This is a genomic window from Peribacillus sp. FW305-BF15 (assembly GCF_058783805.1).
The window spans coordinates 25,280-38,309 of record NZ_JBYSYV010000002.1 but is presented as its reverse complement, the minus strand read 5'-3'; the positions used below and the strand labels follow the sequence as shown (position 1 = coordinate 38,309).

Annotated in this window: 11 protein-coding genes; all 11 read right to left on the bottom strand. The window is 34.3% G+C overall.

Going from position 1 to position 13,030, the window contains the following annotated elements:
- Positions 1–492 precede the first annotated feature (492 nt).
- The 11 genes from AC3WLU_RS01810 to AC3WLU_RS01760 all read right to left on the bottom strand — a co-directional run bounded on the left by AC3WLU_RS01810 (position 493) and on the right by AC3WLU_RS01760 (position 12,893).
- Positions 493–1,656, bottom strand: coding sequence for a DNA cytosine methyltransferase (locus AC3WLU_RS01810; RefSeq protein WP_492596694.1), 1,164 nt, complete (start codon positions 1,654–1,656; stop codon positions 493–495).
- A 285-nt stretch (positions 1,657–1,941) separates the two neighbouring features.
- Entirely contained in the window at positions 1,942–3,201 is a 1,260-nt protein-coding gene (locus tag AC3WLU_RS01805) for a Z1 domain-containing protein (RefSeq protein ID WP_492596693.1), read from the bottom strand.
- A gap of 16 nt (positions 3,202–3,217) precedes the next feature.
- Positions 3,218–3,937 carry a DEAD/DEAH box helicase family protein gene (locus tag AC3WLU_RS01800; RefSeq protein WP_492596692.1) on the bottom strand — a complete coding sequence of 240 codons (720 nt, stop codon included), beginning with the start codon at positions 3,935–3,937 and terminating at the stop codon, positions 3,218–3,220.
- A gap of 18 nt (positions 3,938–3,955) precedes the next feature.
- The gene (locus tag AC3WLU_RS01795; protein WP_492596691.1) at positions 3,956–4,897 is read right to left on the bottom strand and encodes a restriction endonuclease PLD domain-containing protein; all 942 of its coding nucleotides are present in this window, start codon (positions 4,895–4,897) and stop codon (positions 3,956–3,958) included.
- Positions 4,898–5,444: 547 nt separating this feature from the next.
- Positions 5,445–5,672 carry a hypothetical protein gene (locus AC3WLU_RS01790; protein WP_492596690.1) on the bottom strand — a complete coding sequence of 76 codons (228 nt, stop codon included), beginning with the start codon at positions 5,670–5,672 and terminating at the stop codon, positions 5,445–5,447.
- 278 nt (positions 5,673–5,950) lie between these two features.
- Positions 5,951–6,712: a hypothetical protein gene (locus tag AC3WLU_RS01785; RefSeq protein ID WP_492596689.1), complete on the bottom strand. Its 762-nt coding sequence runs from the start codon at positions 6,710–6,712 to the stop codon at positions 5,951–5,953.
- Positions 6,702–7,550 carry a hypothetical protein gene (locus AC3WLU_RS01780; RefSeq protein WP_492596688.1) on the bottom strand — a complete coding sequence of 283 codons (849 nt, stop codon included), beginning with the start codon at positions 7,548–7,550 and terminating at the stop codon, positions 6,702–6,704. Before AC3WLU_RS01780 ends, AC3WLU_RS01785 begins: the two co-directional genes overlap by 11 nt.
- A gap of 1 nt (position 7,551) precedes the next feature.
- A complete protein-coding gene (locus AC3WLU_RS01775; protein ID WP_492596687.1) occupies positions 7,552–9,471 on the bottom strand; it encodes a hypothetical protein in 1,920 nt (639 codons plus the stop codon).
- Positions 9,472–9,957: 486 nt separating this feature from the next.
- The gene (locus AC3WLU_RS01770) at positions 9,958–10,413 is read right to left on the bottom strand and encodes an SMI1/KNR4 family protein (RefSeq protein ID WP_492596686.1); all 456 of its coding nucleotides are present in this window, start codon (positions 10,411–10,413) and stop codon (positions 9,958–9,960) included.
- A 399-nt stretch (positions 10,414–10,812) separates the two neighbouring features.
- Positions 10,813–11,157: a tRNA-Val4 gene (locus AC3WLU_RS01765; protein WP_492596685.1), complete on the bottom strand. Its 345-nt coding sequence runs from the start codon at positions 11,155–11,157 to the stop codon at positions 10,813–10,815.
- Positions 11,154–12,893 carry a T7SS effector LXG polymorphic toxin gene (locus AC3WLU_RS01760; protein WP_492596684.1) on the bottom strand — a complete coding sequence of 580 codons (1,740 nt, stop codon included), beginning with the start codon at positions 12,891–12,893 and terminating at the stop codon, positions 11,154–11,156. The genes AC3WLU_RS01765 and AC3WLU_RS01760 overlap by 4 nt, the downstream gene beginning before the upstream one ends.
- Between the last annotated feature and the right edge of the window lie 137 nt (positions 12,894–13,030).

Here is a 13,030-nt window from a genome sequence, read left to right as displayed (position 1 = left end):
CTTCCTGAAAAATACTAATTATTTATAATTGTAATATATGTAGAATCTCATTTTTATCTGGCATATAATACAACTAGTTATAAAGGCCGATCAGCTTTTTCAATGTATTTTTTACATTGAAGTATAAGACTGTCTGATATGTTGCCAACAACTGTAGATATTAAGAGGATGATACCTTAATATTTGTATAAGCATTTAGGAAAAAGAACTGAGGCAGTTTTTGCTGCTATATAAATCTCTGCGTTTTTTATAAAAAATAGAATATGAATCTAACATTTGCAATACTATTTTACACCAATAAAGTTTCGAAACATCTAAATCTAAAAAATTATTTCCTTGTATATAGATAAAGTTAACTCTTACTTCCGAGTATGAGTCTTTCGCCGTGAAAACTAGGGGTTAATAATCGATTTAGTCAGAAAGTTAACACCATTTTTCCTTTAATCTTTAAAAATAAAACTCCTCCTATTAGGAAGAGTTTTATTAAGGTAACTAATTCATTTTATTAAACATTAATTGACCGTTTTCGGTTTCAACTATTTTTGCAGTTCTTTTCTTCTTATCACGTGCTTTTTCTATACTCAACAAATCTTTCCATTTCGGTTCAATCCAAGAATAATCTATACCAGCAAAACTTTTTAAAATAGCTTCGACGATGACTTTAGCCCCTTCAGGGGGCACTGCCATACCAATCTGTCTTCTTGCATCCTCTTTTTTTCCTTCAAATACAAACCAATCAGGAAAAGTTTGCAATCTTGCACGTTCCCTGTTTGTTAAAGCCCTCGGTTCTGAGTAGTGATACATATGTGTACCACCACCACCTGATCCAGTGACAGTATATGCTGGTAGTTCTGGATTTAAACGCTTATATATGTTAGAAAGTCTAGCCCCTTTAACGTTCAAACGTAAATCTTCAGGTATATCCTCACTCCATGCATTTTTTCCAGGCTTAATATATTTTAACATCCTAACAACTTTCTCTTTATGTGTAGTTCTTTCATTGTTTTTAGCATCTAATGGAATCGGAGGGTTTTCCAAAGTTTCCTTAGAACTTTTCCATTCCTCTTTACTTGGGGTGGTTGGTGCCGGGACTCTAAAAGTCACATCTAAATCCTTGCGTATTCCTACAATAATAACCCTATGTCTTGCCTGTGGAACTCCATATTCCTCAAACTTATACAGATGTGGAGTAAGTACATATCCTGTCTCAGATAATTCGCTAAGAATTTGAAGAAAAGCACTACCATCATTGGAACTCTGCAATCCACTTACATTTTCAGCAATAAACCAATCTGGTTGGTGATATCGTAATACCTTAACGCCATATGAATAAAGCGGACCATATTTACCTTCCAAACCCCGAGATTCCCCTACAGTACTAAAGTCATTACAAGGAAATCCAAAAGCAAATGCGTTTATCTTTGGTAAGGACTCAATATCTAATTCCCTTACATCTTGACAAATTACACTATCGGGATCATCACTTTCAGACAAAATATTACTTCGAAATGTTTCACATGTTGATGGATGATTATCGTTAGCCCACCCATGAACAACTTCAAATACCTCACCACTACCTGTAGTGAATTTTGCCATTTTAGCTCCTAAAGATAATCCACCAGGACCGCAGAACAATTCTCCTTTAATAAATTTCATGTTGAACACCTCTTGTTCGTTCATTATTTGTATATACAGTATAACTCATGAACCGAACATATGCAGCTATTTCGAACTACTTAATCCAATTGCACAACTTTTACAAAAGGGGATGGATTCAGCAGTATGAGTTAGATTTTGAATTTAAAATATCCTAGCTAAGGTTAACATACATGAAGCCCAACAAGAAAGTCATTTAATTTAAATAACGATTAATTGTAACATATTACCAAATAATTTTTAAAAATTTTTTTAAAATGTTAACTCCATTTAAAACCGCAAAAATTAGTTCTCCGATGTTATATCCACTGTAGAAAACATGAAATACGTTTTACCATCGGGGAATCTTAAATTAGGGACCCACAAAGGCTTGTTATTCCAACCATTCTCCTCCTTACCATTATATTTATAAATGGTTAAGGTAGGACCAGCTCCATTAAATAATGAGTTATCATCTGGAGAAAGCATTGATCTGGATCCTTTCGTGATATCCCTACCAGTACGGACAGCAATGTAGCCTTGATTATTATACATTTCTTTCATGTTTTTTAAACAAGCTATAATTGCCTCGTCATCCCAGCTTCCTCCTTCAGTCTTTTCTGATTTTGTTAGATTTAGAATCTCTATTAGGTCTTGAATTTTAACTAACGTCAAATCTTTTTTGTTCTCATACGGTTTAAGGACATCATCTAGAATTTCAACATGACTCTCCATAGGATATCTAGGAAAATATCTTTTTCCTGGCATATAGAAAAGAATTGAGTCAACATAAAGGACATTAGATCTTGTTGGGCGTAGTATCGATTGACTGGTTCTCGAGAGGACAAGAGCTTGTAAATCATCTGGGTTTGATTTTTCTATGACATCTCTTAATCGTTTCTCCGAAGAATATACTTCCTTAAATACATCCCATATTGTATTGGTTGTAAAGAATCTTGATACTCCAAGATCACTTTTACGATAACCATACATCCTTGCATGTTGTAATATTGTATCTAATTTCGGTGCCTGGCTTGTGCGGCCATAATATGTTACTAGCAACCTTTTTATAGTTACTCCCCGTCCTAGCTTATTTCCACCAATTAAAATGTTAAACGGAGATTTATAGTTTGGTCGTCTAAAATGACTCCCAGAAATAAGTAGTTGTGATTGTGTACTTGTAATGTTTTCAGCTACTTCCTCAACTATCTCTATAAATGAAGGTAGATTTTCATTTGTTTGACTCAGATCTAGATACGCTTCATGTAGATAACCATATACAATTTCCCTCTCGGGCATATCATCTTCATGAAGAGCTAAAGTAAGTTTTGTAATAAATCCATTGATTATTGTTTCTAGCCGTTTATGGTCATCTTGTTTATGACTAACGTGACATAAAAAAGTATAGTTTGTTCCTTCACCTTCATAGATTTTTAATGCTGCTCCAATAAAGAACGTACATAAGGCTTGTCTTAATCCAGTCGGGATCGCTAACCCATTGTGTATATTTTCGTAGTTTTCTCCATTCATTAGGGATTCTATTTCTGTATCTTGAAATAATCTCATTGTGTGGGAGTTCTCCTCAAAAAACGATTCCCCCCCCCACATAGCCTTTACCGGGCTTGAAAATTATAGTGAAATCTGGTCTAAATGTCGTATTAGCTCCTTGTAAAAATAAAGCCTGTGGTGTTGCGGTCACTTGTATGAAAACATGTCTTTCAAAATAATTTCTTATATCAACTATGTCTCCATTTATTCTGCTTAATTCATCTTTATCACTATTTGCTAAAGTATTTAAACTAGCTTGGTCTGCCTCGTCATCGAAAATTATTGCTCTTAGATTATTAGAGATGTGCTGTTCAATAAATTCCTTCATTTTTGGTAGTATCCTACTATTTTTAGTTGCAACTAGTACAACCCCAGTATGTTTTAAGGCAGTCTCTACTCTGCTAGTCATAGAATCCACATTCCATGAATCTTTTCCTAATGTTAATAAACCAGGAAGCGATTCTTGAACACGTTCTAATGTTTGTTCATATAGCCACAAGTTATCAGAAGTTAAAACTACAAATAAACGATGGCCATTATCAGAAGCTTTAGCTATTGTCATTAACATATTATTTGTTTTGCCACTCTGCACTTGTCCAAACAACAGACCCTGCCCATTTCCGTCAGATACTAAGCCGATTTTCTCATTTATTTGTTCGGCTGTATCAATAATTTGATTGATTCCTTCTTCGTCAATTTCGTCTCTTAGAACTCTTGCAAGCTTATTAACCCTACTTTTCACTTGTTTTAACATTACTTAACCTCCTGATTTTTAGCTAAAATCCATAAAATATGTCTCATCATTTATTTTATATACTGTAACGTAATTCCTCCCATAATCATCCAGGTGTTTTATAGTTACAAACTCTCCTAAAGGCACGCCTAATCTATTTCTAAAATACTTACCTAAAATACTATTATCATGACAAGTCTCTATTGCTTTATTATTTTCTTGGGCCATCACACAAACAAAGTTTTCTCCGTCATCGGTTAACAGGGTAAATTCTTCTTTATTTTTTGGGAAGAAACCTGGATTAGCATTATGTAACTTCTTTGATACAGGAATATAAGCTTGATTACGTTCCCTACCAGGCCTCTGTCCCCAATTCAATCCTCCAGTAGTATGTATTTTACGGGGGTTATCTACTGTAGTTAACAGTAAATCTACACATGGCTTCGTGTTTCTTACAACTTGTGCAACTGCTGATGTATCAATACTTGTAGTATGTCTAACTTGATAGGTAAAGTTTATTAATTCCTCAATAGAAGAAGTTTTAAAACTCAACAGGTTTTCAATAGGAAAGGCAGTCAAAGCTTCTGCTGGTTCAACCGAGGCCATAGTCTCCTGATAATTTACAAACCCATTCCTAGTAAAATTTGCAGATCCTATAAAAGCTAAGGGTTCATCAAGAATACCATTTGCTTCCCAATACAATACCTTAGAATGTATTGGTGTATCCCCCATATAATATTTCACTTCTAAACGTTTTGTACTATCAGCCATTTTTATATATTCATTATGCTCCCAAATTGTGATGGGATCATATTTTATCATACCAATAATAAGTTCAATTTCTATATTTTCCAATGCATATAATATGTGATGAACAAAGGTGGGAGAAGCATATCCGGAAAGGATTCTGAGCTTCCGTTTTCCTTCAATATAAGGATTGATTATTAAAAATTGGTGTAGATTCTCTATAACTATGGACATGTTTTTCCCTCCAAAAATAATATTTTTACACATACTTCTCCCTGAATATTCATCGAATGAAAATAAAATAGGTTCGTCTGTGTATACATGTGATAATAAAAGAGTAATGTGTAATCATTAACAATTACTAATTCATAAATAATTGTTAATATTGAAACAATATATAAAGTAATGAAAATTTTCATGGTTAATTCAAATGAAAGAAACCATTTTATATAAGTACCATTATATATTACAATTTGAAATTTTCACCTTTATTTGTAAAACTATTACTTGTTGCAAATGGTACAGATTCTTTCACTTTTTACATGGCGAGTATCTCCATCAAATAAAATGGCTGCGAAAATTTAACAGCAACGATCTAAATTAGAATTCACTTTTTTTAAAATTTATTATTTCTTTTGACGTTCTAATTTACGTAACATTGATTGGAAAGGTTAATAGATTTCAAATCAATTAATAAAAAAAGAGCATGATTTCAATTGAAATCATGCTCTTTTCCGATCTTTTCGTACTCATTTAGTATATGGGAAGATCTAACTAATTATTAGATACCACCTGTAACACCAATTTCTTCACCTGTGATGGCTGCTGCTCCTATTGAAGCTAAGAATACGTCTATTGCATCAATTTTTGATGGTTCGAGTATTTGTTTTTGATCCATCGCTTTCCTAAGGTGGTAGTTTAGCATCTCCTCTATTGTTGTTCTATCTTTTACTGCTAGTACTGGTTCAGGCATATTCGTTTTGCATATGGTACCATTCTGTTTGGTCAATAAAAAGGTTCCTTTTAAATTTACGTCATTAACAAGATCATATTTCTACAGGAGAGGTCTTCACTGGAGAGATTAATTACAGTCCTGCTTTATTACTAATACACCTACCGTGCCTCTGCCAGCTGTCAAGGCAGCCTTTACGATTAGTTCGTCTTCTTCGTTATCCTTTGAAGTCTTTTACATTGCCTAAATTGTTGGCAAAACATATAAGTGCTTTTTCCATTAATAAATAGTCTAAGAAAATCGAAAATCACTTGGCTTCTCTAGGAATTCTTATTTTAAACTGTTGCCTGTAACGACGAAATGTCATAATAGTAGCCTAAATATGTTAAGAAGAACTCTCTTAAATCTTCCTTTTCAATTATGGGTGACATAATGACCGGATAGCTTTTATTAAATTCGAAAATGACGCGTCGGCCAACACGCTCATCTTTTCCTAGATCATCACGCCCGATAATTTTCGACTTCATCACTTTTGAGACATTCAGTTCGTCAATAATGTCTAAAATATTCAATAAGAAACGATCATTGCGGAAAATTTCATATTTAATAATGTAGTTGTACATATCTAAATTATCAATTAACAACTCGTAATAACGTATGCGCTCCGCTTTATCTGACACCGCATCGTTAATATATTGAGCACCAAGGACACATTTATAAATATAGCTTTCCCAGTTAAAATCCTTTAAAACTATATTGTTAAAATGATTGATGCCATCTGCAATTTGTGGGTATTGCTTTAACAAGTTATCTCGCTTCGTTACAGTAAGTAAGGAATGCCAAAATACCTCTTCAAAGTGAAGATCACGATCGGTTTTTAAATAGGTACGCGACAGTACATCAAAGGCTTCTAGGAACAATTCTTTTCGATCTTTTTCGCTTCGTTGTGCCAAGTAAATCGGGAAATCAGGCGCTTCGTCTATATAGACAACCTCCCCCGAAAAATAATCTTCTTTATACTTAATTTGATCGTCTAAAAAATCCTTGTAAAACTGTTCGTTGTTTTTATATCCTTTTTTAAGCAGTCTAATTTCCATTTGAACTTAGCCCCTTCACAGCAGCAATAAACTTCTCTATGATTCTATCCGAAATGGCATAAATGACTTCATCAATCGTATCAATTCTTATTTCATTAATCATCTTTTTCTTCATTAAATTATACAATTTGAAGTCCAATGGATCTATTGGTGTTTCGAGTTGCTCTAGATCTACTTCTCCGTCATCTCCGTTAATTTCGATAAACCTTTGAAGCGCCTTTTGAAGTCCCATATAAATATATGGATTATTTAATGTATTACTCATTGGCAAATGATTAAACTGCAACTGTTCATTTTTAAAATGAATAATAATTGTTTCACTGCCAAGTTCAATTTTGACATCACTTAATAAATTCGGATCTACTTTCTTCTCGAATAATTCTAATGGTTTTTCATAACTTCCTTCAAATATCTCAATGTTTGAAAATCCTAAAATTGAATGCTTTGGTACAACAATGTTATCTTTATAATATTGGTAAATTCCGCTTAGATCATCATTTTCTTTAAAATTTATATCCGTTTTCGATTGAAGGTGTAACTGGATAGATGTTCGTTTGCTGACAGAAATGCGTGACTTTGGAATTTCAATGAACGTGTCATGCGGTCTTAGTTTATAGAACTTATTGTCCTTTGATTGAATAACTAAAATAAGCTGTGCTTTGCCTTTTTCTAGTAATAGATTCATAAACTCCGAAGAGATATCATATTGTATGTCAAAACGATAATTATTTACATTTTCCTGTAATTGGACATCTAAAGTAAATTGACTGCTTTCATAACTTGTTGATGTATTTGTTAATAATGGATATGGGAAGTTTGCGTCCTTTTTATAAATCATATTACACCTCTACATAGTAAACAAATTTCAACGCTTTATTGAAATTGTTTTTTAACTCTAATTGAAGTTTGGATACACCTTCCGTGATGGCAACATCTTTAATGATATTGTTTTCAACTTTACAAACCTTACCGGTAGTGCCATCAATAACACGGCTGTAATTTTCATGAAGATTAAATTCATCCGTATACTCTACTCCCATACCGTCAATAATTGATAATGAAATATTACATGAGTGCTCTTTATTGATTTCTTTACTTTCTTTAAAATCAAAATGGACCATTTCATTATTCCCGATTATTAGACGCTCAACGATATCTGGGTGCGTAATGTATTTATCACGTTCTGGTTCTTGATCACTTTCATTTTCTACAGTAAGTTGGCGATTGACTCTCTTTACGTAATTTGTCTTTTTTCGTGTTTCGCCAGGTTTTGTAGCACTTTTTGATTTTTTCTTCTTTTTTGGAACATCTGTTGTCATTTTCACAAGTGACTTACCTTTATTGATCTTAACGGTTGCAATCGAGTCTGATAAATCCCGTTTAAACTGGTTTTCCACAACATACAAAATATCCTTTGTATTCATCAACCCATCTGTTGGGTTATTTTTCTTGATTGCTTCTTCGATTATGCTAGAAATTTCACGAGATAGGTTGTTGATAAATTTTTTCGCACGCTTTTGAAGCTTCGGATCTTTAATATGCTCATAGGAAAGCTCTGTATGTGATTCGTTTTCTAATGATTTTAAGTAACCATCCTCTGCCGCGCCCCCGATTAATACTGCATTGAATGGCTTATTCACATTCCCTTTTATTTTCTTGTCTTCTATTTTCATACCAATCGTTCGGACAATCGCCATCCGGCCTTTAGGAATTGCTTCATCATAACGGAAATATAGATTGAACTGATAATCAATCATACCATCTGTTACAGTTATTGACCTTCGCTCTTGGTTTAAATAAGTACCTACATATAAAGGTGTAAATTCATTCTTCATTTCTCCTATTTCTTGCACATAATAATCTGGATTCTCTACATAATCCTTAATCGTTTTAGATGTAATATTTTTGTCATTAACTACAACTTCTAGCTTTTGTTGAAGGATCGAAATAAAGAAGCTATCGCAAACACTCTTAATAATTTCTTTTTCATTGTTGTACTCATCACGCAGGTAAGGAATAACGATTTTTAAACCACGCGTTTTCTTCTCGAATACTTTGTGGAACGTATTTTCAAATGGATAGAACTTCGTTTTTTTATCACCAAGAACCTCAATATATGTGAAATAGCCAGATGACCGATAACTTTGGTCATGGTACGTATGCTCGATCAGCTGTACTGTGCCGCCAAGGTGCTGGTTCCCTTCTGCATCGCAATTGGCAAAGTACATAAGGTTTAAATCAGATGCTGCATTGGAAGCAATTTTCCCAACACCGTGAGAGCCACCGCGTGACGTTTCTACTGATTCATCCTCTTCTTCTGAGTGAACCCCCTTGTTGTAAGCATAAATCGCCCACGTATCTTCCTTTGATTCACTTTGACCATTTATGGCACCTTTTAGACCTCGCGTATTGAAATCTTCGAAAGAAATATACCCCACTTCATCTTGATCCATTTTATTACGCATATGCCCAATCGCTTCTTTTGTATAACTGTTGCGTCCTTTTAGACATGAAATACGCTCAATAACTTCGTCAATACCCGGGATGTCTTCTTTTTTTATCGTACCTGTATTAATAGTTAAAATAACCGGTCTATCACAATCAAGCAAGCGCCCGTCTAGTGCATTTTGTGTGTTTTCACGTGTTAAGCCCGGAACCCTTAAATTAAAAAATTTCTCTAAAACTTTATTAAAGTTCGACTCCTCAATATTTGGAATCTTTGAAAACTGCCATAACTGTTTTATATTTACCGGAATCATAGCTTGCTCCCTTACTTATTTATTCTTTCACCTAATTTAAACGATATCTCTGGTTAAGGATATTCAGATTTCCGCTTCAAGCGTATTAATAATGACTATTACGTGTTTGTCCGGATAGTCGTAATACGATTCACTACCAATTAACCAGATAGATTTTCTAATTCGTCTAATTCATGCCATTTCGCCTAACTCTTCAAACTTCTCTCATTAATTCACAAATCAATATTCGTTCTTTTTTACTATATTATAGAATTATAATATATTTTTCCAAACAAAAAATAATAATTTATATATTCGGTATTATATTTTAAAAGCTTCTGTAACAAACTAAAAAAGCACTGAATAAGAAATAAATCTTATCCAGTGCCTTCAATATAACAACGTGCCATATTTTTCAAATGAAAAAGGAACCTTGAAAGGCATTTTACCGATTAAGGTTTTAAACAATTACATTAGAGCATATTTAATAAATATTAACCTCAGCTTTTACCAATCTTCTTCATCTTCATCCCAATCTTCTTTTGCCAATTCAAGGCGTTCGATTAAATAGTCTAAAAAATTATCGGCAAGCGTTCGACCATAGCCTTCCTGATTATCCCACATAATAACTGGGCATTCTCCATCCTTCATTTTATTAGTATCGAGGCAATAGGCAAATTCATCAATGTCTTCTATAACCACAAGTCCACCTAATAAATCATAATACTTTTGATGATCTTTGGTAGCATCTACTACTGCTGGACCCGTAAAACCATATCCAATTATCCTCACTCCAAAAAGTCCACCGTAACCATAATTTCTTAAAAACCACTTGTAACTTTCCGGTAATGATACCTGTAATTTTTGTTCAGTTTCTTTTACTTTGTCTTCACTTACTCCACCTGTAAAATCATCATCTTCGCCATACTGCTTAATAAATTCCTGTAAAGCTGAATATTTCAACAAAATCACCTACTAATCTTGAATTTCGTATCGCACGGGCAAGTATGAAAAATACACTAAGGGAATAATCCATAAAATTCCCCAGTTAATTTATCGGGCATTGATGACTTCATTTAATTTTATGTAAGAAAACCCTAAATACCCCCTGACACCAATGGTACCAAGGGTTTGAAAGATTAACACATTGATATATAATATTCGCGTTCCTATAGGTGAACTTGTATGCGAAAGATTCTTCGATCTTATTCACTAAAACACATAATGCTTATTTAATAAGGCTTCACATAACCTAGAAGTACTTTTAAGTTTTTTCGTTATTAAAAAATCTTTTATGTGGTCAGTTAGTGATTATTTATTTTTTTCTAAATTTAGACAAATAATTAAATTAAAAACATAGATTCAATTCTCACTTTTCTTGAATCTTTCTGGAATTTTATTTTTCCAAATTAGCATGAGTTCTTTAAATTGTTCTGTCTCCATTTCATTTTCATAAGGCTCTTCATATGTAAAAAGATGTTCCAAGAATGTCATATCTTTTTTTATTAACACACTTGTGGCGTTGAGTTGAATCTCAAAATCCGGATATAAACCATTTAAAACATTTTCAACCTTTGTAATATACTCATCTGCTTTTTGCTCAGTAGAAATGTCTTCAATAAAATCAGCGAATAATTCTATCTCACCTGGTAATTTTATTCTAAGCATTTCTAAATGATCTCTATAAAACTCGTATGAATATTTCATAATCGACCTCCTTCATAAATTGGATAGGCAGTTGCAATTGAACCGTCTGGTTTTAGATACATTTCAATTGTAATTCCTGAAGAAGTTAAAGTTGAATATTTATTTCTACCTATTTGCCTTTTATTATTAAAAGCCTCTTCAATAGATTTTAATACCTGAACACGATCCCATTCTTTTGGAAAAAAACTTGAATCTACATTTTTTCTAACTCCATTAATTTCGATCGTTGCTCTATATACTCCATTTCTATCAGGCCTTGTTTCTGTACCTGGAACTATCTTACCACCCATCATACTCTCGTGATGATAACCAACAGCTTTTCCACGTCGATTAATCTCTCCATGATAAACATGCCTCATAGTATCTAAAGTAAACTTTTTCCCACCATCTCCATTGACTTGAGACTCCACTTTCGCCATAGAAATTAACTGATCCTTCAACCCAACACCATTAACCACATTATAAGGTACTCCACCTGCCAACGACAGTTGGTTTTTAGGATTGTATGGCAATAGGTTAGGGATAGTGGCCAGTTCTTTTGCTTTCGTAACGCCTTTGACGGCAGCCGCTTTTGTAGTGGCTGCCCCAGTTTTCGCTACAGCACCTGCGCCTTTTGTTCCTACTACTGATGTGACGACTGTTCCGAGGGCATAGGATACCCAGTGAGCTCGCGAATAGGCATCGCCATTTACCATATCCCGTTCATATGAGTCGGAGATGGATTTGGATATATATTTATAGGTTTTTATCGGGTGCATGATTGAATTTGCTACGCCTTCAACCGTTTCCCCGGGATCTGTGACAAAGTCCCAAACTCCTGTCACGAAGTCTTTCCCGACATCATACAGGCCTACGCCGATTCCTTTTGCTATGTCTGCGGTTTGCTTGGATGCTTCTAGCTGCATGACATATCGCTGCTGGGTGGGCGCTAAGTTTGCATACCCGATCTGCTTGGCGATTTTGAGGAACTCATCTGGATCTGTTACATGATCGAGTTGTGCCTTCAAGTCTTTGATCCGGCGATTCTCCGCTTCCTCTTTCTTAACCTTGAGATATTGCGCGGTTTCTTTCTTCCTTACTTCCAGGTTTTTATAGGCTTCACTATTTTTATAGGCTGTTGCATTAAAATAGAGCGGGGATACTACTCCTCCCCTTGTACTGGATACTTTCAATTGCTCCATGAGTGCCGTCACTGCCGCTTGGTCCGCTTCGGATTTGGCATATTCAGTCGTCCACTTATGATCGATTTCGTTTACTTTGTTTATCGTTTCGGTCCGTTTTGTTTCAGCCTTCTCGATATTTTCAAAGAACGTATCATCGGAAAAAGGCTCTAACTGAATGATATCATCAATTCCAGCCAATATTTTTTTCAGATCATGTTTCTGGGCTGTGACCATTTCCTTGGAATTCCGAGTGGCATTTGTCAGCTCTTCCTCTAAAAAAGGAACCGTAACTATGGTTTCACTAAGGTTCGCTTCGATTGTATCTCCTTGAATTCCGCTTAAAAAGGCAATATGCCGATTGATCAGGCGCAGCCAAGAATCCACGACATCGATCTGTGCTTTGTAAAACCCTTTAATGGCCTCTGCGCCTTGCCCCTGCAGCTCATCATCCAAATTAACGATACTCTCAAATCCTTTTTTTAATTCCGTGAGCTGTTCCTTTAGATCCTTATATTGTCCGACACGCGTTTGCATGGCAGAAACTAGTGTTTGAGATTCGTAGATCATCGACATAATGGAAAGTCCTTTCAACTTCTTTTCTTATTCATTTCTATGTAATATTTTTATTCACTGTAAAATTATGGACTAAATATATTTTAGAAGAGTTTCTATATTTATTCAAGAAATGAAGGGACTTTTTACTAAACGGA